Source organism: Pseudonocardia sp. ICBG601 (genome assembly GCF_020496245.1).
The window spans coordinates 559,315-582,171 of the sequence record NZ_JAHLJA010000148.1 but is presented as its reverse complement, the minus strand read 5'-3'; the positions used below and the strand labels follow the sequence as shown (position 1 = coordinate 582,171).

Here is a 22,857-nt window from a genome sequence, read left to right as displayed (position 1 = left end):
TCCCGGTCGTTGACAGCAGCAGATCGTCACCGACCGAGCACGCTCGGTCGAACCCCCGGGCGATCGGACGGCAGGCGACACCCACGGGCTCCGGGTGCCGCTCGCGTCGTCCTGCATCGGAAACACCACAGGAGAAGTCAGACATGCTGTCGAAGAAGAAGCTCGGCCTCATCGTCGCCGGTACCGCCGCCACGCTGGCCGCGGCCGCGCCGTTCGCCTTCGCGGGCGACTACGGCCACGACAAGGGCGAGCACCACGGCGCCCCGGCGAAGGCCTGCGCCTTCGAGGGCGGCGACGCCGACGCCAAGGGCAAGATCGTCACCGAGGGCTCGGCCAACGCCCTGGCCCAGGCCCCGATCGCCGGCTCGAACATCGGCCAGGCCGGCAACTGCAGCGACTTCCTGAACGACAACGTCCGGGACAACCTGAACGGCAACTTCAGCGACAACGACAACCGCATCACGGTGATCGACAACAGCGAGCGCTGATCGTCGCACCCGTTCCACCCTCGGCCCGTCCGGATCGCTCCGGGCGGGCCGCGGTCGTTCCCGGGAACTTTCCGGTGTTGAGTGGAATGGACTCAACTTTTCTGCGGTTGACCCTGTCGAGAGGCGCACCGGCCGGGCAGACTGTGGAGCAGCGGCCCGGGGTGCCGCTCCCCATCCACAGACCATCGACCTCAGAAGGACCGGGAGGAACGCGGAGCATGGACTCCTTCAACCCCACCACCCGTACCCAGCAGGCCATCTCCGCAGCCGTCCAGGCCGCGACGCTGGCCGGGAACCCCGACGTCGGGCCCACCCACCTGCTGGGTGCGCTGCTGGCCCAGGGCGACGGCATCGCCGCGCCGCTGCTGGCCGCCGTCGGGGCGGACGCGGCCGCCGTCCGATCCGAGCTGACCGCGCTGGGCAACCGGCTGCCGTCGGCGTCGGGGTCGTCGGTGAGCGCGCCGCAGCTGTCCCGGGACGCGCTGGCCGCCATCACCGCGGCCCAGCAGCTCGCCACCGAGATGGGCGACGAGTACGTCTCCACCGAGCACCTGCTCGTCGGGCTCGCGCGGTCCGGGGGCCCGGTCGCCCAGCTGCTGGCGCGCCACGGCGCCACGCCGGACGCGCTGCGCGAGGCGTTCGGCAAGGTCCGCGGCTCGGCCCGGGTGACCAGCCCGGACCCCGAGGGCAGCTACCAGGCACTGGAGAAGTACGGCCAGGACCTGACCGCCCGGGCGCGCGAGGGCGAGCTCGACCCGGTCATCGGCCGGGACACCGAGATCCGCCGCGTCGTCCAGGTGCTGTCGCGCCGCACCAAGAACAACCCGGTGCTGATCGGCGAGCCGGGCGTCGGCAAGACCGCGATCGTCGAGGGCCTGGCCCAGCGCATCGTGGCCGGTGACGTGCCCGAGTCGCTGCGCGGCAAGCGCGTCGTCTCCCTCGACCTGGGGTCGATGGTGGCCGGTGCGAAGTACCGCGGTGAGTTCGAGGAGCGGCTCAAGGCCGTTCTCAAGGAGATCACCGACTCCGCGGGCGAGGTCGTCACCTTCATCGACGAGCTGCACACGATCGTCGGTGCGGGCGCGTCCGGCGAGGGCGCGATGGACGCCGGCAACATGATCAAGCCGATGCTCGCCCGCGGTGAGCTGCGGATGGTCGGCGCGACCACGCTCGACGAGTACCGCCAGCACATCGAGAAGGACCCGGCGCTGGAGCGCCGTTTCCAGCAGGTGCTGGTCGGCGAGCCGTCCGTCGAGGACACCGTCGGCATCCTGCGCGGGCTCAAGGAGCGCTACGAGGTGCACCACGGCGTCCGCATCACCGACGCCGCCCTGGTCGCCGCGGCCGCGCTGTCGGACCGCTACATCACCGCCCGGTTCCTCCCGGACAAGGCCATCGACCTCGTCGACGAGGCCGCCTCCCGGCTCCGGATGGAGATCGACTCGCGCCCGGTGGAGATCGACACCGTGGAGCGGGCCGTCCGCCGCCTGGAGATCGAGGAGATGGCGCTCGACAAGGAGAGCGACGCGGCGTCGAAGGATCGGCTGGTCGCCCTGCGCGCCGAGCTGGCCGAGAAGCGCGAGGAGCTGGCCGCGCTGACCGCGCGCTGGCAGAACGAGAAGAGCGCCATCGACGTCACCCGCGAGCTCAAGGAGCAGCTGGAGCAGCTGCGCGGCGAGTCCGAGCGGGCCGAGCGCGACGGCGAACTGGGCCGGGCCGCGGAGCTGCGCTACGGGCGCATCCCGCAGCTGGAGAAGGAGCTCGCCGCCGCCACCGAGACGGTCGAGCGGGCCGAGGACGTGATGCTCAAGGAGGAGGTCGGCCCGGACGACGTCGCCGACGTCGTCAGCTCCTGGACCGGCGTGCCCGCCGGCCGGATGCTGGAGGGCGAGACCGCCAAGCTCCTGCGCATGGAGGACGAGCTGGGTCACCGGGTGGTCGGCCAGGCCGAGGCCGTGCGCGTGGTGTCCGACGCGGTGCGCCGTGCGCGTGCCGGCGTCGCGGACGAGAACCGGCCGACCGGCTCGTTCCTGTTCCTCGGGCCCACCGGCGTCGGCAAGACCGAGCTGGCCAAGGCGCTCGCGGAGTTCCTGTTCGACGACGAGCGGGCGATGATCCGCATCGACATGAGCGAGTACTCCGAGAAGCACTCGGTGGCCCGCCTCGTCGGTGCCCCTCCCGGCTACGTCGGCTACGACCAGGGCGGTCAGCTCACCGAGGCGGTGCGGCGGCGGCCCTACAGAGTCGTGCTGCTCGACGAGGTCGAGAAGGCCCACCCGGACGTCTTCGACACGCTCCTGCAGGTGCTCGACGACGGTCGTCTCACCGACGGCCAGGGGCGCACGGTGGACTTCCGCAGCACGATCCTGGTGCTGACGTCCAACCTGGGCAGCCAGGCGATCGCCGACCAGTCCCTGGACGAGAAGGGACGCACGGACGCCGTCATGGCGGTCGTCCGGTCGCACTTCAAGCCGGAGTTCCTCAACCGGCTCGACGACGTCGTGGTCTTCCACGCGCTGTCGACCGAGGAGCTGACCCACATCGTCGACATCCAGGTCGGGGTGCTGGGGCGCAGGCTGGCCAAGCGGCGGTTGTCGCTGGAGGTCTCCGACGCGGCCCGCGAGTGGCTCGCCATGAACGGGTTCGACCCGGTCTACGGCGCGCGCCCGCTGCGCAGGCTGGTGCAGTCCGCGATCGGCGACCAGCTCGCCCGCGAGCTGCTGTCCGGCGGCGTCCGCGAGGGCGACACGGTCCGGGTCGACCTGGACCCGTCGGCCGACGGCGGGACCGGCGGCCTGATCGTGGGCAAGGCGGTGGGGGCCGCCACCGACCCGGCGGTCGCGATCGCGAACTGATCCACCGGTTCGCCCGTGGGCCCCGGCGGTGCACGTCATCGTCGGGGCCCATGGAGCACCTCACCGCCGAGCAGCCGGACGCCGGGCGGACCTGGCTGGACGAGTACCGCACCCGCATCGAGTCGATCCGGGTCCGGGCCGAGCAGGCCCGGGACCGGGTCGCGACGGTGACCGCGACCGCACGCACCCGCGACGGTGCGGTCGTGGTCACCGTCGACCCGTCGGGGAGCCTCACCGACCTGCAGTTCGGCGTGCGCGCCGAGGAGATGCCGCGGGCCCGGCTCGCCGAGACGGTGCTGCGGCTGAGCCGGGAGGCCGCGGCGGACGCGGCGGCGCAGGTGGAGGCGATCATGGCACCGCTGACAGGGGCGGGGCGATGACCGAGACCGGTTTCTCCGTCGACCCCGGGAGGCTGTCCGACCACTCGCGCCGGGTGTCCGCGCTGGCCGAGGCGACGGCGGCCGCGGTGCCGCGCTGGGCGGACCTCTCCCCGGACGCCTACGGCGTGCTCGGCACGGTCCTGACGGGTGCGCTGCTGGCGCCGACCACGATCGGCGCACTGCAGGTGTCCCGAGGGGCCGAGGCGCTCGCGACGGTGGCGGGCGACCTCGCCGAGTCCGCCGCGTCGTACCGGACCTTCGACGCCGACCTGGCCGTCGAGGTCTGCGCAGTCGACGGCGGCCCGTCACCCGCCCGGAGCGGATCGTGAGCGCGCCGACCCCGCACCGGTTCGACGCGCTGCCGCCCACCGCCGAGGACCTCGCCGACGACCGGTTCGAGGGCGCGGGCATCGCCTCGTCCTTCCACGACATGGGCAAGGCCGTCGACGGGCAGGACGGCCTCGGCATCGTCTCGGCCGGAGCCGCGCTGGCACTGGACTACGTCAGCGTCGTCCAGGACCCGGTGGCCACCCTGGGCTCGGCGGTCGCCGGCTGGGCGATGGAGCACATCGAGGTCCTGCGTGAGGTGCTCGACGTCCTGTGCGGTGACGGGAATCAGATCGGGGAACGAGCCGACGGCTGGGCCCGGTTGTCCCGACACCTGGAGGGCCGGGCCGAGGAGCTGGACCGGGCGATCACCGACGTCCCGGCCGTCTGGACCGGTGCCGCGGCCGGGGCCTACCTCGCCGCCGCCACCCAGCAGGTGACGACCCTGCGGGAGCTGGCCGGTGACACCCGGGAGCTGGCCGGGCTGGTCCTGGACTCGGGGGTCCTCGTCGGGACCGAGCGGGCACTCATCCGCGACGCCATCGCGGACTTCCTGGGCGCCATCCTGTCCAGGATCGTCCTGGCCACCGCGGTCACCGTCGCCACGGCCGGCGCCGGGGCGGTGACGGTCCCCGCCGTCGTCCTCGAGATCGTGCAGTTCGCCCGCACGCTCGTCGCCCGGCTCGAGGAGATCCTCCGGATGCTGGAGGACGCCGCGGGCACCGCCACCCGGATCGGGCAGAGCCTGCAGTCGCGTTCGCTGTCGAACGCGGCCCGTGCCTCGCGTGCGGAGTCCGCGGGCGCGGTCGCCCTCGACGCCGTCGTCGAGAGCCAGAAACAGCAGGCGTCCGCCCGGGAGACCGTTGCGGAGTGGGACGGGCCCGTCCCGACGGCACCGGGCGGCTGATCCACGACGAACGTGCACGTCCGGAGCCGTGGCGTTACCACTCCACGGGGCCCGTCGGGACTACGCTGCCCGGCATGTCGGTCTGGTTCGTCATCGCCCTCGTCGCGATCGTCGTCGGTGTCGGTCTGCTGCTGTTCGACCGGTTCCGCGGGGGCGCGACGCGGGACCGCCGCCGCTGGGCGTCCATGCGGGAGTGGGAGTACCTCGAGTCCGACCCCGTCCTGCCCAGCCGCTGGCGCTACGGGACGATCCACCAGGGCGGCCCCGGTGTGGCCCGCAACCTGGTCTCGGGCGACGTCCCGACCCCGGACGGCCCGCGCAAGGCCTACGCGTTCGACCACGAGCAGGCCGGCCGGATCAGCTCGGTGCTGTGCGCGGTGCAGGTGCACGAGTCGCTGCCCGCCGCCGTCGAGCTGCGGCTGCCCTCGGCCCCGCTGCCCGACGACGCGGGCCTGGACCTGCTGGAGCCGGTCGGTGAGCGCTACGCCTTCGTCAGCGACGCCGACGCCGTCCGTCCGCTGCTGACCCCGCGCGTCGCCGACGCCAGTGACGCGGTCGGCGAGGACGTCGAGCTCCTCTGGGCCGAGGACGCCTGGGTGCTGGCCGCCGCGCCCGTCGGCATCTCCGCCGATCGGATGCAGGACCTGCTCGCCGATCTGGCCGAGGTCGCCACCGCTCTGGAGGAGGGGCTGCACGCCCGCCGTCCCGCGATCGAGTCCTGATCGGCGGGTATCTACGCAGCGTTGATCCACCGCAACGCGATGTGACCACCCGAACGCGTTAAGCCGAACGGGTACCGCTAGCCTGATCGTGTGGCTATGGCTCTCATCACCGGCGGCGGTACGGGTCTCGGCGCGGCTCTGGCCGACCGACTGGCCGCGCGCGGATACGACCTCCTGCTCGTCACCCGCGACCCCGAGCGGGTCGCCCCCACCGCCCGGGAGCTCGCCGCCCGGTACGGGATCCGCGCCGACGTGCTCCTCGCGGACCTCGGTACCCGGCACGGCCTGTTCCGGCTCGAGGCCTTCCTCGCCGGACCGGAGGCCCCGGCCGTCGACGTGCTCGTGCACGACGCGCTCGCCGACGCGGCCGGCGCCGCACCGGACGCCGGTCGGGCGAGCGTCGACCTCGGCATGACGGCGACGATGCGCCTCACCCATGCCGCGCTGCCCGGCATGCTGCGTCGCGGCACCGGCGGGATCGTCGCGATCGGCGGGGACGAGCAGTCGGCCGGGTGGGCGGTCTCGTTCGTCACCTCGCTCGCCCCGACCCTGACCGGCGACGTGCACGTCGTCGCCGCCCGCGGCGACGACCGGCCGGAGTGGACCGCCGACGCCGCCGACGCGGTGCTGGACGACCTCGACGCCGGCCTCGTCGTGAGCGCCCCGCAGAGCGGCCCGGCCCGCCGGGGCCCGGCCCGGCGCGCGGTCGCCGCGGGCGTCCGAGCGGCCCGGCGCGGCGCCGAGCTGTTCGCCGATGCGACCTGGGAGCCCACCGGCACGGCGGCCGTCACCACCCCGGCCGTCGCGTCCACCCCGGCTGCCGCACCCGCGCCGGACGCCACGCCCGAGGAGCTGCTCGGGGGCGGCGGACACCGGGAGCCGTCCCGGCTGCCGGACCTGCCCTCCCGCCCGGGCGCGGGGCGTGCCGTCGTCGCCGCCGGGGACTGCGGGCGGCACTGGGCGGCCGGTCCGGTGCGCACCGCGGCGCAGCGCGCCCGGGCGAGCGCCGCGGCCCGCGACCGTTCCCGTGGTCACCAGGTCTCGTCCTACATGACGTCGACGGTCACCAGCTCCTGACCGTCCGGAGCGGCACGGGATGATGTCTCGGTGACGATCACCGGGACCCCGCCGCTGCCGAAGGCCGAGCTGCACCTGCACATCGAGGGCACGCTCGAACCCGAGACCGTGTTCGAGCTGGCCCGGCGGCACGACGTCGAGCTGCCGTACGCCTCGGTGGAGGAGCTGCGGGCGGCCTACGACTTCACCGACCTGCAGTCCTTCCTGGACGTCTACTACGCCAACATGGCCGTCCTGCGGACCCGTGACGACTTCGCCGCGCTCGCATCGGCCTACCTGCGGACCTGCCCGGAGCAGGGGGTCCGGCACGTCGAGATGTTCTTCGACCCGCAGGCGCACACCGCCCGCGGTGTCCCGATCGGCGACGTGGTCGGTGGGCTCACCGACGCGATCGAGCACCACGCCGACGACGTCTCCGCCGGGCTGATCCTCTGTTTCCTGCGCGACCGGTCGGCCGCCGAGGCGGAGGAGACCCTGCGGGCGGCGGAGCCGTACCTGGACCGGATCGTCGGGGTCGGGCTCGACTCGGCCGAGGTCGGGCACCCGCCGTCGAAGTTCACCTCCGTGTTCGACCGTGCCCGTGAGCTGGGGCTCAAGCCGGTCGCGCACGCCGGCGAGGAGGGGCCTGCGGGCTACGTCACCGAGGCCCTCGACGAGCTGGGCGTGCTGCGCGTCGACCACGGCATCCGCGCGATCGAGGACGACGCCCTCGTCGCCCGCCTGGTCCGCGACCGCACCCCGCTGACGGTGTGCCCGCTGTCCAACGTCCGGCTCGCCTGCGTCCCCGGCATCGGACTGCACCCGCTGCCGGAGATGCTCGCGGCCGGGCTGAACGTGTCGGTGCACTCCGACGACCCCGCCTACTTCGGCGGCTACGTCGACGCGAACTACGCCGCCGTCCGCGACGGCCTCGGATTCGGCGAGCCGGAGCTGCGGACCCTCGCCGCCAACTCGGTCTCCTCGTCCTTCCTGGACGACGCGGCCCGGGACCGGCTGCTGGCCGAGGTGGCGGCCTGGCGGCCGGCCTGAGCGCCGGTCACGGGTGCGACCACCAGCTCGCGAGCTGGGTGCGGCGGGCGAACCCGAGCTTGGTCAGGATCCGCCCGACGTGCCCCTCGACGGTCCGGTGCGACAGCACGAGCTCGGCGGCGATCTCCCGGTTGGTGCGGCCGCGGGCGACCAGTGCCACGACCTCCCGTTCGCGCGGGGTCAGCACCACCTCGGCCGGCAGGACCGTCGTCGCGGCCGGTGCGAGGGCGTAGCCGAGGGCGTCGTCGCGGCGCAGCGCGGCGCCGTGCCGGAACGCGGCCTCGAACGCGGTGGAACCGAGGATCTCCCGGCTGCGCCGCTCGTAGCCCTGTCGGCGCGACTGCCAGTCCGGGGAGCCGTAGAGCTGCTGGCCGAAGGACCCCCAGCGGGCCGACGCGGCGCCGAGCAGCACCGCGGACCGCTCGTGCCGCCCGTCGACGGCGGCGGTCCAGGCAGCCAGGTCGAGCGCCAGTGACAGGCCGATCGTGTCGTCGAACCCGGTGACCAGCTCCAGGCTCTCCCGTGACCGGCGGCGGGCCTCTGCGACGTCGTCGCGGAGCAGGGCGATGAACCCGAGCCCGTCGGCGGCGTAGCTGCGGAACCACGTCTCGCCGGCCGCGGTGCTGCGCGCGTGCACCGCCCGCAGCCGGGACTCGGCCGCGTCGAGCGCGCCGCGGGAGATCTCCAGCAGCCCGACGTGCACGTCCAGCGTGGCGAGCGGGACGGCGCCCGCGTCGACCGCCCGGTAGCGGCGTTCGGCGTCGGCGAACAGGTCCGCGGCCTCGGTGAACCGGTCGGAGAAGAACGCGGCGAGCCCGGCGACGTGCACCGCGAACGCCGCGAGGCCCGGGTCACCGGCCGCGTCGGCGGTCCCGCCGGCCTCGGCGGCCAGCTCGGCCGCCGCCTGCGGATCGCCCTGGAGCGCGGCGACGAGTCCGGCGGCGGCGAGCGCGCCGGCCCGGTCCGGAGTGGGGTCGGGGGCGGCGGCGAGGGCCCGGGTGAGGCCCCGTCGGTGCTCGGTCATCGACAGGCAGGTCGCCCACAGGAACCACGGCGAGCCGAGCAGCCGCAGCGCGGCCGCCGGGTCGGCGCCGTCGCCGGACGCGTGGTCGAGCGCCGCGCGCAGGTCGGCGTGCTCGGCGTTCGCTCGCCGGGCCAGCGACACCTGGTCGGGCCCGTACCAGGCGTCGGCCAGCTCGGCGTGGGCGGCGAGGCGGTGGCGCAGGTGCCGGTCGCGCAGCACCAGGGCGTCGTCGGCGGAGAGCCGGTCGCGGCCGAACTCGCGGATCGTCTCGAGCATCCGGAACCGGACGTCGCCGGTGCCGTCCTCACGGATCAGGATCGACTTGACGGCCAGGCCGGACACCGCGTCGAGCAGGGCAGGGCCGGGCACACCCGAGGGCAGCTCGGCGGAGCGGGCGCACACGGCGTCGAGCGCGTCGAGGTCGAACGAGCCCGGGAACACCGTCGCGTGGCTCCACAGCGTCTGCTCGGTCGCGGTGCACAGCTCGTGGCTCCAGGCGACGGTGGCGAGCAGCGTGCGGTGCCGCGCGGGTCCGGCCCGGTCGCCGTCGGTCAGCACCCCGAAGCGGTCGGTCAGCCGGGTCAGCAGCCCGTGCACCGACAGCACCCGCAGCCGGACGGCGGCGAGCTCGATCGCCAGCGGGACGCCGTCGAGCCGCCGGCAGATCTCGACGACGTCGGCCAGGGTCGCGGCGTCCGGTGCGAAACCGGGGAGCACGGAGGCGGCCCGGTCGACGAACAGCGCCACGGCGGGGACGTCGAGGGCGTCGGGCACCGGGCCGTCGGGCACGGTGAGCGGGGCGACGGGCAGCACGTGCTCCCCGGCGATCCCGAGCGTCTCGCGGGAGGTGGCGAGCACGCGCACCCCCGGCGCGGTCCGCAGCAACGGGTGCAGCAGACCGGCGACCGCGTCGAGCAGGTGCTCACAGTTGTCCAGCACGACCAGCGCGCTGCGGTCGCGCAGGTGCGCGAGCAGCACCTCGGCGGCCGGGCCGCCGGCCGCGGCTGCGTCGATCCCCCGGCCGCCTCCGGCCGCGAGACCGAGCTCGTCGAGCAGCGCCTGCGCGACCAGGCCCGGGTCGTGCAGCGCCGCGAGCTCCACGAACCACACACCGTCCGGGACGTCGCCGGCGCAGGCCGCCACCACCTGCCGGGCCAGCCGGGTCTTCCCGACCCCGCCCGGACCGGTGAGGGTGACCAGCCGGTGCCGGCGGACCGCGGTGGTGGCGTCGGCGATCTCGTCGGCGCGACCCACGAACGTCGTCAGCTCGGGTCGCGGCCCGGTACCCGGTGCGGTCGCGACGGGGTCGCGGCGCAGCAGCCGGACCCGTTCCTTCAGCGCGGTCATCGAGTACGGCCAGCCGATCCGCGGGGCGATCCCGGTGGCGGGCAGCCCCGGCTCCGCCGCGAGCAGCGCGACGATCGCGGGCTCGAACGGGTCCGCGACGCTCCCCGAGCGGGGCCGCCGGTCGGGCGGCTCGTCGGCGGCGAGCGCGCGCCGCACGGTGTTGCGGGAGACACCGAGGGTCCGGGCGATCGCCTTGATCGCCTCCCCCGACGCGTGCCGCGCCCGGATGTCCCGCCAGGTGGCCGTGTCCACGGCAGGGTCCTCCCACGTCCTCGTCGACGCACTCCGCACCGGAGCCTAGACCGCCGGGGTGCGGGATCGACACCACGCGCGGACCCCCCGTGCCCACCGGGGTCCGGCGGCCGAGGGCGGGGTCCGCGCCCGGCGTCGCAACCGGACCCCTCGTCGTGCGTGGTCGCATCGGCGCAGGTCGGCGACTCGACGCCGACACCGCACCCGTGGATCGGGTGCCCGCGCGAATGCCCGCTGGCCGGACCCCCGGGCCGCCGATCACTGTGGTCCCGGTCATACGGGGTCCGGACGGACCCGCTCCGCTCGACGACGAGAGGGCCGACATGGGCACGCTGGACGGCAAGGTCGCACTGGTCACCGGTGCCGCACGGGGGCAGGGCCGGTCGCACGCGATCCGACTCGCCGAGGAGGGCGCCGACGTCATCGCGGTCGACGTGTGCGCCCCGGTCGAGACGGTCGGCTACAAGCCCGCCGACACCGCCGACCTCGACGAGACCGTCGCTCTGGTCGAGAAGATGGGCCGCCGGGTCGTCGCCCGCCGCGCCGACGTACGGGACCTCGCGGCACTGCAGTCCGCGGTCACCGACGGCGTCGCCGAGCTGGGCGGGCTCGACGTGGTCGTCGCCAACGCCGGCATCTTCTCCAGCGCCCCGGTGCACGAGCTCACCGAGGACCAGTGGCAGACGATGATCGACGTCAACCTGACCGGGGTCTGGAAGACGGTGAAGGCGACCGTCCCGACGCTGCTGGAGCAGGACCGGGGCGGCTCGATCATCCTCATCAGCTCCACCGGCGGCGTGCAGGGCCACCCCGGGTTCGCCCACTACGTCGCGGCCAAGCACGGCGTCATCGGGCTGTCGCGCACCATGTCCAACGAGCTGGGCCCGAAGAACATCCGCACCAACGCGATCATGCCCACCTCGGTGCTCACCGACATGATCGACCACGTCGGCATGTACCGGCTGTTCCGCCCGGACCTGGAGAACCCCACCCACGAGGACTTCCGGGACGCGCTGTCGTCGGGGATGAACGTGCTCCCCACCCCGTGGCTGGACCCGCGCGACGTGAGCGAGGCCGTGCTGTGGCTGGCCTCCGACGAGTCCCGGTTCGTCTCCGGCATCGCGCTGCCGGTGGACGCCGGAACCATCCAGAAGCTCTGAACCACCCCCGATCCGCACCGACCGAGGAGAGGCCGGCAATGACGCAGACCCTGGACCACCCCACCACCGACCTGGTGTCGGCCGCCCGGAACCTCACCGGTGTGATCGACGCCGAGGCCGACCGGATGGAGACCGAGCGGCGGATCACCGAGCCCGTCGTCGACGCCCTGGCCGACTCCCGGATCTTCTGGATGCTCGTGCCCCGCGCGTTCGGCGGCGGCGGGCTGGGCATCGTCGACGCCCTCAAGGTGATCGAGGAGCTGTCCCGCGCGGACGGCTCCACCGGCTGGGCGGTCATGGCGAACGCCTTCAGCACCGGCATCGCCGCCGGGTTCCTCGGCGACGACGGGGCGCGCGAGATCTTCGCCGGTGACGACAAGGGCATCACCTCCGGGATGATCCTGCCGACCGGCAAGGGCGTGCGCGTCGAGGGCGGCTACCGGGTCACCGGCCGCTACGGCTTCGCCAGCGGCTCCGGGCACGCGTCCTGGATCGGCGCCGGGTTCGTCGTGCACGACGACGAGGGCAACCCCGAGGTCGTCGACGGCACCCCGGTCTGCCGGGTCGCGTTCGTCCCGCGCGAGAAGGTCGAGTTCCTCGGCGGCTGGAACGTGATGGGCATGGTCGCGACCGGCTCCGACGACTACGCCGTGCACGAGGTGTTCGTGCCCGAGGCGCACACCATGGACACCTTCTCCACCGTCCCGGTGCGGCCCGAGGCCGTCTACAAGCTGGGTCTGCTCGGCATCGGCGTCGGCGGGCACGCACCCGTGGCGCTGGGCATCGCGCAGCGCGCGCTGGAGGAGATCGCCCGGATCACCGCGGTCAAGTCCCGCCCCGGCTACGACGGCCCGGTCGGCGACTCCCCCATGTTCCGCCGCGAGTTCGCCGCCAACGAGGCGCTGCTGCAGGCCGCGCGGCGCTACGTCTACGACGCGCACGCCGACGCCGAGGCCGCCGCGGCCGCCGGGGAGATCACCGACGAGCACCGCGCCCGGCTGCGCCAGGTCACGACCTGGGTGCAGTCCGTCGCCCAGGACGTCGTCACCTTCGCCTACAACTGGGGCGGCAGCGCGTCGCTGCGCACCCCCAGCGTGCTGGGCCGCTGCCTGCGCGACATCTCCGTGGGCGCCCAGCACATGCTCGTCGAGCCGATGACCCTCGTCGAGGCCGCCGGCCCGATCCTCGCCGGCTACACCACCCGCTGACCCCCGTCCCGCGAGAAGGAGAACAGACATGTCCGACGCCGAGGCGCTCACCGCCGCGTTCGCCGCCGCCGACAAGGGGGACGCGGTCCCGCTGGTCACCCTGATGCACGACGGCATGACCTGGGCCGGGTTCACCCTCACCGGCACCCAGCAGGTCTACACCAAGAACGAGTTCCTGGAGGCCTTCGGCGTCCTGGGCAAGCTCGACGAGTTCGCCAACGAGGTGACCCGCACCGAGACGACCCCCGAGGGGATCGTGATCGCCTGGATCCGCATCTACCGCAAGCTCGGGGACAAGGTCCTCGACGTCACGATGGTGACCACCCACCAGTTCGTCGACGGCAAGGTCGTGCGCAGCACCGACTGCTGCCCGCCCGAGTTCGCCGCGTACTGGCAGGAGACCGGTCTCGCGGCCTGACCGGCCGCAGCGGGACGCGGGGCCGCGCCGCCGAGGCGGCCCCGCGTCCCCTTTCGTGCACTCGCACCGAGGGGGGTGCGGGACGCACCGTGGTCGGCGGCAGCGAGATCGAAGGAGATCCCGAAGTGAGCACACCCCCGACGGTCGTCCGGCCCGCGTCGGTGCTGGAGGCGTTCCGCCGCACCGCGACCACCGCGCCCGACGACGTCGTCCTGCGGTTCCTGGGTACCGACCTCACCGCGGGGGAGGTCGACCGGCGCTCGGACGCGCTGGCCGCCGCCCTGCGCGCCGACGGCCTCGCCGTCGGCGACCGGGTCGCGCTGTACCTGCAGAACGACCCGCAGTACGTGGTCGCGCTGCTGGCCGCGTGGAAGGCCGGGGCGATCGCCGTCGCGGTGAACCCGATGCTCACCGCCCGCGAGGTGCGGCTGATCCTCGACGACTCCGGCGCCCGGGTGCTCGTCGCGCTGGAGGAGCTGCACCGGGCGCACGGCGCCGCCGCCGTCGACGGCTCCACGGTCACCACCGTCGTCACCACCGACCCGTTCTCCGACGCGCCCGACCACCGCCCCGCCGGCGCGGTCGTCGGCACCCCGGACGGGGCGGTCGACCTCGACGCGCTGGTCGCCGCGCACGACGGCGCGACGGTCCCCGAGCACGTCCCGGCCCCGGACGACACCGCGGTCCTCACCTACACCTCCGGTACCACCGGCCGCCCCAAGGGCGCCCGCAACACCCACGCCAACGTCGTGCGCGGCGGGATCGCCTACCGCGACTGGTACGGCATCAGCGGGGGCGGTGTTCTGGGCATCGCGCCGCTGTTCCACGTCACGGGCCTATCCGGGCACATCGCGGCCGCGCTGGTGTCCGGGGTGCCGCTGGTGCTCACCCACCGTTTCGAGCCGGGCGTCGTGCTGGACGCGATCCGCACCACCCGCCCGAGCTTCACCGTCGCCGCGATCAGCGCGCTGATGGCGCTGTGCCGGGCCGACCCGGACGCCCGCGCCACGTTCTCCTCGTTCACCGCGATCGCGTCCGGCGGCGCGCCGATCGCCCCGGCCGTCGTCGAGGAGTTCGAGACGGCGACCGGGCACTACGTGCACAACGCCTACGGCATGACCGAGACGACCTCGCCGACGCACGCCGTGCCGGTCGGCGAGCGCGCCCCCGTCGACCCGCGCTCCGGCGCGCTGTCGGTGGGCCGCCCCGTCCCGGACTGCGTGACCCGCATCGACTCCTCCGACGACACCGGGATCGGGGAGCTGCAGGTGTCCGGCGGCCGGATCGTGCCCGGCTACTGGGAGCGGCCCGAGGAGACCGCCGCCGCGATCACCGACGGGTGGCTGCGCACCGGCGACGTCGGCTTCGTCGACGACGACGGCTGGTTCTACGTCGTCGACCGCAAGAAGGACATGATCGTCGCCAGCGGCTACAAGGTGTGGCCGCGCGACGTCGAGGACGTGCTCCTCTCGCACCCCGCGGTGCTGGACGCGGCCGTCGTCGGCGTCCCCGACGCGCGCCGCGGCGAGACCGTCAAGGCCGTCGTCGCGTTCCGGCCCGGGATCGTCGACCCGCCGACGCCGGAGCAGCTGATCGCCTGGTCGAAGGAGCGGATGGCCGCCTACAAGTACCCGCGGATCGTCGAGGTCGTCGACGAGATCCCGAAGACCGCGACCGGCAAGATCCTCCGCCGGGCCCTGCGCGGGGACGCCCGGTGAGCATCGACCCGATCCGGTTCCGGGAGGTCCTGGGCGCGTTCTGCAGCGGGATCACCGTGGTCACCGCGCTCGACGCCGACGGCGCCCCGCTCGGCCCGACCTGCCGGTCGTTCAGCTCGCTGTCGTCGGACCCGCCGCTGCGCCCGGGCGGCTGACCGGGGCGCCGGGGCTCAGTCGGCGGTCCGGACCCGCACGACGAGATCGGCCCGTTCCCGCCCGCGCACGATCAGCCCGGCGTTCGTCTCGTCGCTGCCCATCGTCCAGGCGACGGCGTCGGCGTGCCCCATGCCGTGCGCCTCGTGGCGCAGCGTGAGGCGCTCGTGGCGGGTCGGGTCGTCGAGCTCGACGTACCAGCTCTCGTCGAGCAGCTGTGCGACCTGCGACCACCGTCCCCGGTCGGTCAGCAGGTAGTTGCCCTCGGTGAGCACGAGCGGGACGTCGTGCGGCACCGGGATCGCGGACCCGATCGACTCGTCGTGCGCGCGGTCGAAGTCGGGGGCGTGCACCACGTCCTCGTCGTGCGCGCGCAGCCGGTGCAGCAGCGCGAGGTAGCCCCCGACGTCGAAGGTGTCGGGGGCGCCCTTGCGGTCGCGCCGGTCCCAGGCCCGCAGGGTCGCGTTGGACAGGTGGAACCCGTCCATCGGCACGAGCGCGCACAGCTGCGGGCCGAGGGCCGCGGCGACGGCCCGGGCCAGGGTGGTCTTGCCCGCGCCGGGCGGTCCGGTGACGCCGAGGACCGCGCGTCCGCCCGGCGCCGCGAGGGCACGGGCCCGGTCGACGAGCGCCGCGACGGTCAGCGCGACGGCGTCCATCTCACGCCGTGGTGGCCAGGCGGACCGGACGCAGCGACGGCAGCCGCGCCCCGGCCCCGGTCCGGCCCCGCTCGACGTCGAACGGCGACAGCCGGAAACGGCGGGTCCGCAGCTGGTACTCCGCGGTGTTGGCCGGCCACATGACGACGTTGACACCCTCGTCGTTCTGGTAGTAGCTCGCGCAGCCGCCGGTCTCGTAGACGGTGCGGGCCGAGCGGCGGCGGATCCGCCGCGTCCAGCGCTCCTCGACGGCGGGTTTCACGTCGAGCGCGCGGATGCCCTCGGCCGCCATCCGGCACACGGCGTCGGCGACGTAGCGGGCCTGGGCCTCGGAGAACAGCAGCGTCGAGCTGGCCCCGCTGGTCGCGTTCGGACCCTGCATGAGGAACAGGTTCGGGAAGCCGGGGTAGCTCATCCCCAGGTAGGCGCGCGGGTAGGCGCCCCAGTGGTCGTGCAGCGACCGGCCGTGGGCGTCGTGGATGCGGCGCGCGATCGGGGCGGTCGCGCCGACCTCGAACCCGGTGGTCAGCACGATCGCGTCGACCTCGGCGCGGCTGCCGTCGCCGGAGACGACGGTCCGCCCCTCGACCCGGGCGAGCCCACCGGTGTGCAGCGTCGTGTTCGGCGCGCTCATCGCGGGCAGGTAGTCGTTCGAGACCAGCGGCCGCTTGCAGGCGTAGTCGAAGTCGGGGGTGAGCCGCGCGCGCAGCTGCGGGTCGGGCGTCTGGGCGGCGAGGTGCCTGCGGCCGACCCGGGTGAGCGCCTCGCGCAGCAGCCGCGAGCGCCGGGTGGCGGCGAGCAGCTCGGCGCCGACGTAGATGACGTCGAACTGCATCCGGCACAGCAGCGGGTTCGCCGCCAGCGTGCGACGGGTGCGCTCGCCGACGGGCCGCTCGGGCTTGGGCAGGATCCAGGCCGGGGTGCGCTGGAGGACGTGCAGCTCGGTGACGCGCGGCTGCAGCTCGGGGACGAGCTGGATCGCCGTCGCCCCCGTCCCGACGACCGCGACGCGCGAGCCGGTGAGGTCGGTGTCGTGGTCCCAGCGGGCCGAGTGGAACACCGGGCCGGGGAACTCGGCGAGGCCCTCGACGTCGGGCAGCTTCGGGTCCGCGACCAGCCCGGCCGCGCTGACCAGCACGTCCGCGGTGAACTCCCCGGACGGCGTCGCGATCCGCCAGCGGGCGTCCGCGGCGTCCCAGCGGGCGGAGAGCACGTCGGCGTCGAAGCGGACGTGGTCGAGCAGGCCGGTCGAGCGAGCCAGGCGCCGTGCGTAGTCCTGCACCTCGTGGCCGGGCGCGTAGAGGTCGCTCCAGTCCGGGTTGGTCATGGCACGCAGCTGGTACAGCGGCGACGGCGTGTCGACGCCGACCCCCGGGTAGGTGTTGTCGCGCCACACCCCGCCGACGTCGTCGGCCCGCTCCAGCAGGACGAAGTCGTGCACACCCCGCCGCAGCAGGGCCAGGCCCACGGCGAGTCCGGTGAACCCCGCACCCACGACGGCGACCCTCGAATGACGGGGCGACGGGCCGCTCGGCACGTCGGAGGTGCCGGGGGAAGCGGGATCGACCGGCCGCTGGATCGGCAGCGCCTCGGACGTCATGGTCTCGACGGTAAAGGCTTCATGGTGCACCGGCACGCGAGAGCGGCCCGTCTCACGAGGTCGCCGGACACCCCTGTCGCACGGGTCACACCCGACCCGTCGGTAACCGTCGCGCCTGCACCGGTCGGGTGCGGACGCACTACGCTCCCCGCGTGCCCTCCGTCATGATCACGGGCGCGTCGTCGGGGATCGGGGCCGCGTTCGCCGATCGGCTCGCCGCCGACGGCCGCGACCTCGTGCTCGTGGCGCGCGACGCCGACCGCCTCCAGGCCGCCGCGCAGCGCTACCGCGACCTCGGCGTCGCCGTCGAGGTGCTGCCCGCCGACCTGTCGGACCCGGACCAGCGGGCCCGGGTCGTGCGCCGCCTCGCCGACCCCGACGTCGCGCCGGTCGACCTGCTCGTCAACAACGCCGGGCTCGCGCTGGGCGCCTCGTTCCTGGAGAACGACGCCGCCGACCTGGCCCGCCAGCTGCAGGTCAACGTGGCCGCCGTGCTGGAGCTGACCCGGGCCGCGCTGCCCGGGATGGTCGACCGCGGCACCGGCGCGGTGCTGAACGTCGCCAGCGTCGCGGGCTTCCTGGCCGGGCGCGGCTCCACCTACCCGGCCGACAAGGCGTGGGTCATCTCCTTCACCGAGGGCGTCGCGGCGTCGCTGCAGGGCACCGGGGTGCGAGCGATGGTGCTGTGCCCCGGCTACGTGCGCACCGAGTTCCACGAGCGGGCCGGCATCGACGTCGGCGCCCGCCGCGGCCCGCTGTGGCTGGAGGCCTCCCAGGTCGTCGACGAGGCCCTCACCGACCTCGACCGGGGCCGGGTCGTCTCCGTGCCCTCCAGGCAGTACAAGGCGATCGTGGGGGTGACCGGAGTGCTGCCCCGGAGCCTGCTGCGACGCATCACGGCGACGTTCGACAGGGATCGCACATGAGCTCCGCACACACCGACCGCTCCCGCCTCGCCGCGCTCGTCCGGGAGATCGCCGTCGTCCACGAGCGGGTCACGCTCTCCTCCGGCGCGGAGGCCGACTACTACATCGACCTGCGCCGCGTCACGCTGCACCACGAGGCGTCCCCGCTGATCGGACGGCTGCTGCGCGAGCTCACCGCGGACTGGACCTACCGGTCGGTCGGCGGGCTGACGCTCGGCGCGGACCCGGTCGCGACGGCGGTGCTGCACGCGGCGGCGGCCGAGCCGGACACCGATCCGGTCGACGCCTTCGTCGTCCGCAAGGAGACCAAGAAGCACGGCATGCAGCGGCTCATCGAGGGCCCGGACATCACCGGCCTGCCGGTGCTGGTCGTCGAGGACACCTCCACCACCGGCGGCTCGGTCCTGACCGCGGTCCGGTCGGTGCTCCAGGCCGGCGCCGACGTGGTCGGGGTGTGCACCGTCGTCGACCGCGACACCGGCGCCCGGCAGGCCGTCGAGGCCGAGGGCGTGCCGTACCGCGCGCTGCTGGGGCTGGCGGACCTGCAGCTGGGATGAGCGAGCCCGGGCCCAGCGAGTGGTCGGTCCCCGGCCAGGTCGGGGTCGGCCCGTGGGCCGGGCCGTGGCCGCAGGGCGACCAGTGGGACCCGGAGCTGCTGGAGCAGGGGGACCGGCGCAACGTCGTCGACCGCTACCGCTACTGGCGCCGTGAGGCCGTCGCGGCGGACCTGGCGCGGCGGGCGCACCCGTTCCACGTGGCGATCGAGAACCTCGGCCACGACCACAACATCGGCACGGTGGTGCGCACGGCGAACGCCTTCGGCGTCGCCGGCGTGCACATCGTCGGGCGACGCCGGTGGAACCGTCGCGGCGCGATGGTCACCGACCGCTACCTGCGGCTGCACCACCACGCCGAGGCCGGCGGGCTCGTCGCGTTCGCCCGGGAGCACGGTCTGGCCGTGGTCGCGGTGGACAACATCGCGGGCGCGGTCCGGCTGGAGGCCACGTCGCTGCCGCGGGACTGCGTGCTCGTGTTCGGCGCCGAGGGCCCCGGGCTGTCGCCGGAGCTGTGCGACGCCGCGGACCTGGTCGTGTCGATCGCCCAGTTCGGCTCGACGCGCTCGGTCAACGCCGGGGTGGCCTCGGGGATCGTGATGCACGCATGGATCCGCGAGCACGCGGACCTGTCCGACGCCTGGTGACCAGCACGTTTCCGCCCCGGGCAGGGCGGAGACGTGCCGATCGACGCTCAGTTGCCGTGCCGGGGCGGCATGGCGGGGCGGCCGGTGGTGTGGCGGTACGGCGGCTCCGTGCCGTCCTGCGGGCGGGGGCCGGGGCCGTGCGGCGGCACGGCGCCACCGTGCTGGGGCGCGGCCCCGCCGTGCTGCGGGGCACGACCGGGCTGCGGGGCCTGTCCGGGGCGGGGACGACCGTGCTGCGGCGCCGGGCCGTTCCCGACGGCCGGCATCTGCATGGTGACCGCGGCCGGGTCGTCGTCGGCGGTGTGGCCGGTGACGGTGGCGGCGGCCGCACCGGTCGCGGCACCCGCGACGCCGTCGACCGGGCCGGCGGGGCCCCCGCGCCTGGACGCGGCCCGCGCCCGCAGCACCTCGAACACGATCGGCAGCACCGAGATCAGCACGATCGCGATGAGGATCAGGTCGATGTGCTCACGGACGAACGCGAACTGGCCGAGGAAGTAGCCCAGCACCGTCACGCCCGCCGCCCACGCGACGCCGCCGATCAGCGAGTACGTCAGGTAGCGCTTCGGGTCCATCCGCGCGACGCCCGCGCTCACGGTGATGAAGGTCCGCACGATCGGCACGAAGCGGCCCAGGACGATGGCCCGGTTGCCGTACTTCTCGAAGAACTCGTGGGTCTTCTCGACGTGCTTGGGGTTGAACAGCTTCGACTTCGGCTTGTCGAAGATCGCCGGGCCGGCGCGATAGCCGATGCCGTAGCCGACGGCGTTGCCGGCGAAGGCGGACACCACCAGCACCAGGCAGACCAACCACAGCGGCACGTCGATCGCGCCCTGCGCGACGAACAGGCCCGCGGTGAACAGCAGCGAGTCGCCCGGGAGGAAGAACCCGAGCAGCAGCCCGCACTCCGCGAAGATGATCGCAGCGACGCCCACCAGGGCCCACGGACCCAGGGACTCGATGATCACCGCCGGGTCGAGCCAGTCGGGACCGAGGGCGAGCGTCTGCGTCGCGGCGAGAACCGTCACGTCGAGAAACGGTACCGGCCGGGTGATGTGGATCGACGTGGCCGTCGCTGTGGGGGTGCTGTGAGCGGCTCAGCCGAGGGCGGGCAGCGCACCCGGCAGGAGCACCGACACCAGCGCGAGACCCCCGCCGAGCAGGGCGCCGAGGAGCAGCGCGATCACCGCGGCCCAGACGATCTGGCCGGTCGCCGACCGGGCGGGCTCCGGCGCCGGGGCCTGCTGCGGCCGGCGCTGCGGGGGCGGCCCGGGACGCGGGACCGGCGGCGGGATCCGGCCGGGGACGCGTGGCGGCACGGGGGCCGGGCCCGCCGCGGGACGCGGCGGCATCGGGCGCCCGCGGGCCTGCGCCTGCAGCGCCTCGCCGATCCGGCGGGCGGCGTCGTCGCGGCCGGGCTGCGGCGGCTGGGGGCCGGTCATCGCAGCTCCCCCGGACGCCGGACGGCCTCGGTCCCGGCGCGCTCGGCCATGATCCGGGCGACGGCGTCGAGCGCGCGGCTGGCGGTCGACTTCACCGTACCTCGGCTCATCCCGGCGGCCTCGGAGATCTCGGACTCGGTCAGCCCGCCGTAGTAGCGCAGGACGAGCACCTCGCGCTGGCGCGGCGGGAGCTGGCCCAGCGCGTCGACGACCGACTGGTGCTCGGCCGACAGCATGGCCAGCGACTCCGCGGAGCGGGCGTTCGCCGCGTGCGGCGGCACGTACTCGCGTGCCGTGCGACGGCGCCGCAGCACCGACCGGGACCCGTTCACCACGGCCGCACGCAGGTAGGCGACGGCGGCCGTCTCGTCCCGCAGACCGGTCCAGTGCCGGTGCAGGCCGGTGAACGCCTCCTGCACCACGTCCTCCGCGGTGGCCGGGATGTCCACCAGCAGCATCGCGAGGCGCATGAGCCGCAGGCGGTGGTCGCGGTAGAGATCGGCCAACGTCAGCGGTGTGTCCGGGCCCTGCCGGGCCCCGGAACCACCCGGCCCGTCGACCGGGGCCTGCGCCGTGCCCGGGGCGAACGGGTGCGGCCCGGTGCCCGCGGGCGCCGGTCGGCTGTCGATGGCGCGCAACCGGCCCAGCGTCCGGTCGACGGCGTTCTCGGCGCGCTCCTCCTCCACGCCCACCACACTAGCGACCACCACCGACAGGCTTCGCAGCATTACCCGGTGCAGCGGTCGGCGGCGTCGCCCGCGGTGAGACCAGGCCCATTCCGACGATGGCTCCCCCTTCCCCGCGGGTACGTGATACTCACCCGGAGACAAGGAGCGCTGCGCGGAGCAGCGACCGCCGACGACGAGGAGGCAGGCCCCGTGCCCATCGCCACGCCCGAGATCTACAACCAGATGCTGGACAACGCCAAGAGCGGCGAGTTCGCCTACCCGGCGATCAACGTGACCAGCACCGAGACCCTCAACGCGGCGCTGCGCGGGTTCGCGGAGGCAGGCTCCGACGGCATCGTGCAGGTCTCGACCGGTGGCGCGGAGTTCCTGTCCGGCACCCGGGTCAAGGACATGGTCACCGGCTCGGTCGGCCTCGCCGAGTTCGCGCACGTCGTCGCGGACAAGTACCCGGTCAACATCGCGCTGCACACCGACCACTGCCCCAAGGACAAGCTGGACTCGTTCGTGCGTCCGCTGATCGCGATCAGCCAGGAGCGCGTGGACAAGGGGCAGAACCCGCTGTTCCAGTCGCACATGTGGGACGGCTCCGCGGTCGAGCTCGAGGAGAACCTGAAGATCGCGGCCGAGCTGCTGGAGCAGGCGGCCAAGGCGAAGATCATCCTCGAGGTCGAGATCGGCGTCGTCGGCGGCGAGGAGGACGGTGTCGCGAACGACATCAACGACAAGCTCTACACCGCCCCCGGCGACTACGAGCGCACCGTCGAGGTCCTCGGGTCCGGCGACAAGGGCCGCTACCTGCTGGCCGCGACCTTCGGCAACGTGCACGGCGTCTACAAGCCGGGCAACGTGAAGCTCCGCCCGGAGATCCTCAAGCAGGGCCAGGAGGTGGCCGTGCAGAAGCTGGGCCTCGACCCCGGCGCCAAGCCGTTCGACCTGGTCTTCCACGGCGGGTCCGGCTCGCTGCTCGAGGAGATCCACGAGTCGCTGACCTACGGCGTCGTGAAGATGAACGTCGACACCGACACCCAGTACGCCTTCACCCGGCCGATCGTGTCGCACATGTTCGCCAACTACGACGGCGTGCTCAAGATCGACGGCGAGGTCGGCAACAAGAAGGTCTACGACCCGCGCTCGTACCTGAAGAAGGCCGAGGTCGGGATGAGCGAGCGCGTCATCGAGGCGTGCGAGTCGCTGAAGTCCGCCGGCAGGGCACTGTCCTGATCCGCGGCGCCCGGCCACCCGCTGGCGACGGCGGGTGGCCGGGCGCGAGGATGG

23 protein-coding genes are annotated in these 22,857 nt (G+C 74.2%); 17 read left to right on the top strand and 6 right to left on the bottom strand.

What is annotated here, in order from left to right:
* Window positions 1-143: 143 nt before the first annotated feature.
* From KPL57_RS31930 to KPL57_RS31895, 8 genes are all read left to right on the top strand, one after another.
* Window positions 144-488: a hypothetical protein gene (locus KPL57_RS31930; RefSeq protein WP_226354356.1), complete on the top strand. Its 345-nt coding sequence runs from the start codon at window positions 144-146 to the stop codon at window positions 486-488.
* Window positions 489-706: 218 nt separating this feature from the next.
* Window positions 707-3,343: an ATP-dependent chaperone ClpB gene (gene clpB, locus KPL57_RS31925; protein ID WP_226354355.1), complete on the top strand. Its 2,637-nt coding sequence runs from the start codon at window positions 707-709 to the stop codon at window positions 3,341-3,343.
* A 50-nt stretch (window positions 3,344-3,393) separates the two neighbouring features.
* The gene (locus KPL57_RS31920; RefSeq protein ID WP_226354354.1) at window positions 3,394-3,723 is read left to right on the top strand and encodes a YbaB/EbfC family nucleoid-associated protein; all 330 of its coding nucleotides are present in this window, start codon (window positions 3,394-3,396) and stop codon (window positions 3,721-3,723) included.
* Window positions 3,720-4,052: a hypothetical protein gene (locus KPL57_RS31915; protein ID WP_226354353.1), complete on the top strand. Its 333-nt coding sequence runs from the start codon at window positions 3,720-3,722 to the stop codon at window positions 4,050-4,052. The genes KPL57_RS31920 and KPL57_RS31915 overlap by 4 nt, the downstream gene beginning before the upstream one ends.
* Window positions 4,049-4,957, top strand: a complete 909-nt coding sequence (locus KPL57_RS31910) for a hypothetical protein (protein ID WP_226354352.1) — start codon at window positions 4,049-4,051, stop codon at window positions 4,955-4,957. The genes KPL57_RS31915 and KPL57_RS31910 overlap by 4 nt, the downstream gene beginning before the upstream one ends.
* Before the next feature lie 74 nt (window positions 4,958-5,031).
* The gene (locus KPL57_RS31905; RefSeq protein ID WP_062403935.1) at window positions 5,032-5,679 is read left to right on the top strand and encodes a hypothetical protein; all 648 of its coding nucleotides are present in this window, start codon (window positions 5,032-5,034) and stop codon (window positions 5,677-5,679) included.
* A 96-nt stretch (window positions 5,680-5,775) separates the two neighbouring features.
* A complete protein-coding gene (locus KPL57_RS31900) occupies window positions 5,776-6,756 on the top strand; it encodes an SDR family NAD(P)-dependent oxidoreductase (protein ID WP_226354351.1) in 981 nt (326 codons plus the stop codon).
* 30 nt (window positions 6,757-6,786) lie between these two features.
* Window positions 6,787-7,785, top strand: a complete 999-nt coding sequence (locus KPL57_RS31895; protein WP_226354350.1) for an adenosine deaminase — start codon at window positions 6,787-6,789, stop codon at window positions 7,783-7,785.
* A 7-nt stretch (window positions 7,786-7,792) separates the two neighbouring features.
* Here the strand turns inward: KPL57_RS31895 and KPL57_RS72880 are convergent, their stop codons facing one another.
* The gene (locus KPL57_RS72880) at window positions 7,793-10,408 is read right to left on the bottom strand and encodes a LuxR C-terminal-related transcriptional regulator (protein WP_374203816.1); all 2,616 of its coding nucleotides are present in this window, start codon (window positions 10,406-10,408) and stop codon (window positions 7,793-7,795) included.
* Between the two features lie 323 nt (window positions 10,409-10,731).
* On the opposite strand from KPL57_RS72880, the gene KPL57_RS31880 reads away from it, so the two are divergent.
* From KPL57_RS31880 to KPL57_RS31860, 5 genes are all read left to right on the top strand, one after another.
* Entirely contained in the window at window positions 10,732-11,568 is an 837-nt protein-coding gene (locus tag KPL57_RS31880) for a mycofactocin-coupled SDR family oxidoreductase (protein ID WP_226354349.1), read from the top strand.
* 38 nt (window positions 11,569-11,606) lie between these two features.
* On the top strand, window positions 11,607-12,776 hold the full coding sequence (locus KPL57_RS31875; protein ID WP_226354348.1) for an acyl-CoA dehydrogenase family protein: 1,170 nt from the start codon (window positions 11,607-11,609) through the stop codon (window positions 12,774-12,776).
* A gap of 28 nt (window positions 12,777-12,804) precedes the next feature.
* Window positions 12,805-13,194, top strand: a complete 390-nt coding sequence (locus KPL57_RS31870; RefSeq protein WP_226354347.1) for a hypothetical protein — start codon at window positions 12,805-12,807, stop codon at window positions 13,192-13,194.
* Between the two features lie 125 nt (window positions 13,195-13,319).
* Entirely contained in the window at window positions 13,320-14,912 is a 1,593-nt protein-coding gene (locus KPL57_RS31865; RefSeq protein WP_226354346.1) for an AMP-binding protein, read from the top strand.
* Entirely contained in the window at window positions 14,909-15,067 is a 159-nt protein-coding gene (locus KPL57_RS31860; RefSeq protein ID WP_308253060.1) for a flavin reductase family protein, read from the top strand. The genes KPL57_RS31865 and KPL57_RS31860 overlap by 4 nt, the downstream gene beginning before the upstream one ends.
* Before the next feature lie 15 nt (window positions 15,068-15,082).
* On the opposite strand, the gene KPL57_RS31855 is transcribed toward KPL57_RS31860, so the two are convergent.
* Window positions 15,083-15,724, bottom strand: coding sequence for a nucleoside/nucleotide kinase family protein (locus KPL57_RS31855; RefSeq protein WP_226354345.1), 642 nt, complete (start codon window positions 15,722-15,724; stop codon window positions 15,083-15,085).
* A 1-nt stretch (window position 15,725) separates the two neighbouring features.
* Window positions 15,726-17,324 (bottom strand): NAD(P)/FAD-dependent oxidoreductase, encoded by a 1,599-nt coding sequence (locus KPL57_RS31850; RefSeq protein WP_226354344.1) that lies wholly within the window; start codon window positions 17,322-17,324, stop codon window positions 15,726-15,728.
* Window positions 17,325-17,476: 152 nt separating this feature from the next.
* On the opposite strand from KPL57_RS31850, the gene KPL57_RS31845 reads away from it, so the two are divergent.
* Genes KPL57_RS31845 through KPL57_RS31835 form a run of 3 tightly spaced genes read left to right on the top strand, consistent with a single transcriptional unit; the run spans window position 17,477 to window position 19,451 of the window.
* A complete protein-coding gene (locus KPL57_RS31845) occupies window positions 17,477-18,250 on the top strand; it encodes an SDR family oxidoreductase (protein WP_226354343.1) in 774 nt (257 codons plus the stop codon).
* A complete protein-coding gene (gene pyrE, locus KPL57_RS31840; protein ID WP_226354342.1) occupies window positions 18,247-18,807 on the top strand; it encodes an orotate phosphoribosyltransferase in 561 nt (186 codons plus the stop codon). Before KPL57_RS31845 ends, pyrE begins: the two co-directional genes overlap by 4 nt.
* On the top strand, window positions 18,804-19,451 hold the full coding sequence (locus KPL57_RS31835) for an RNA methyltransferase (RefSeq protein WP_226354341.1): 648 nt from the start codon (window positions 18,804-18,806) through the stop codon (window positions 19,449-19,451). Before pyrE ends, KPL57_RS31835 begins: the two co-directional genes overlap by 4 nt.
* 47 nt (window positions 19,452-19,498) lie before the next feature.
* Here the strand turns inward: KPL57_RS31835 and KPL57_RS70465 are convergent, their stop codons facing one another.
* The 3 genes from KPL57_RS70465 to KPL57_RS31820 form a co-directional block, all read right to left on the bottom strand.
* A complete protein-coding gene (locus tag KPL57_RS70465) occupies window positions 19,499-20,479 on the bottom strand; it encodes a VTT domain-containing protein (protein WP_308253059.1) in 981 nt (326 codons plus the stop codon).
* A 69-nt stretch (window positions 20,480-20,548) separates the two neighbouring features.
* Window positions 20,549-20,893, bottom strand: a complete 345-nt coding sequence (locus KPL57_RS31825; RefSeq protein ID WP_226354340.1) for a hypothetical protein — start codon at window positions 20,891-20,893, stop codon at window positions 20,549-20,551.
* Window positions 20,890-21,579, bottom strand: coding sequence for an RNA polymerase sigma factor (locus KPL57_RS31820; RefSeq protein ID WP_226356608.1), 690 nt, complete (start codon window positions 21,577-21,579; stop codon window positions 20,890-20,892). The genes KPL57_RS31825 and KPL57_RS31820 overlap by 4 nt, the downstream gene beginning before the upstream one ends.
* Window positions 21,580-21,771: 192 nt before the next feature.
* On the opposite strand from KPL57_RS31820, the gene fbaA reads away from it, so the two are divergent.
* Window positions 21,772-22,803: a class II fructose-bisphosphate aldolase gene (gene fbaA / locus KPL57_RS31815; protein WP_226354339.1), complete on the top strand. Its 1,032-nt coding sequence runs from the start codon at window positions 21,772-21,774 to the stop codon at window positions 22,801-22,803.
* Window positions 22,804-22,857 lie beyond the last annotated feature (54 nt).

Coding starts and splice junctions, on each gene's coding strand:
- KPL57_RS31930 (WP_226354356.1), top strand. CDS start 144: ATGCTGTCGAAGAAGAAGCTCGGCCTCATCGTCGCCGGTACCGCCGCC.
- clpB (WP_226354355.1), top strand. CDS start 707: ATGGACTCCTTCAACCCCACCACCCGTACCCAGCAGGCCATCTCCGCA.
- KPL57_RS31920 (WP_226354354.1), top strand. CDS start 3,394: ATGGAGCACCTCACCGCCGAGCAGCCGGACGCCGGGCGGACCTGGCTG.
- KPL57_RS31915 (WP_226354353.1), top strand. CDS start 3,720: ATGACCGAGACCGGTTTCTCCGTCGACCCCGGGAGGCTGTCCGACCAC.
- KPL57_RS31905 (WP_062403935.1), top strand. CDS start 5,032: ATGTCGGTCTGGTTCGTCATCGCCCTCGTCGCGATCGTCGTCGGTGTC.
- KPL57_RS31900 (WP_226354351.1), top strand. CDS start 5,776: ATGGCTCTCATCACCGGCGGCGGTACGGGTCTCGGCGCGGCTCTGGCC.
- KPL57_RS31880 (WP_226354349.1), top strand. CDS start 10,732: ATGGGCACGCTGGACGGCAAGGTCGCACTGGTCACCGGTGCCGCACGG.
- KPL57_RS31875 (WP_226354348.1), top strand. CDS start 11,607: ATGACGCAGACCCTGGACCACCCCACCACCGACCTGGTGTCGGCCGCC.
- KPL57_RS31870 (WP_226354347.1), top strand. CDS start 12,805: ATGTCCGACGCCGAGGCGCTCACCGCCGCGTTCGCCGCCGCCGACAAG.
- KPL57_RS31855 (WP_226354345.1), bottom strand. CDS start 15,724: ATGGACGCCGTCGCGCTGACCGTCGCGGCGCTCGTCGACCGGGCCCGT.
- KPL57_RS31850 (WP_226354344.1), bottom strand. CDS start 17,324: ATGACGTCCGAGGCGCTGCCGATCCAGCGGCCGGTCGATCCCGCTTCC.
- pyrE (WP_226354342.1), top strand. CDS start 18,247: ATGAGCTCCGCACACACCGACCGCTCCCGCCTCGCCGCGCTCGTCCGG.
- KPL57_RS31835 (WP_226354341.1), top strand. CDS start 18,804: ATGAGCGAGCCCGGGCCCAGCGAGTGGTCGGTCCCCGGCCAGGTCGGG.
- KPL57_RS31825 (WP_226354340.1), bottom strand. CDS start 20,893: ATGACCGGCCCCCAGCCGCCGCAGCCCGGCCGCGACGACGCCGCCCGC.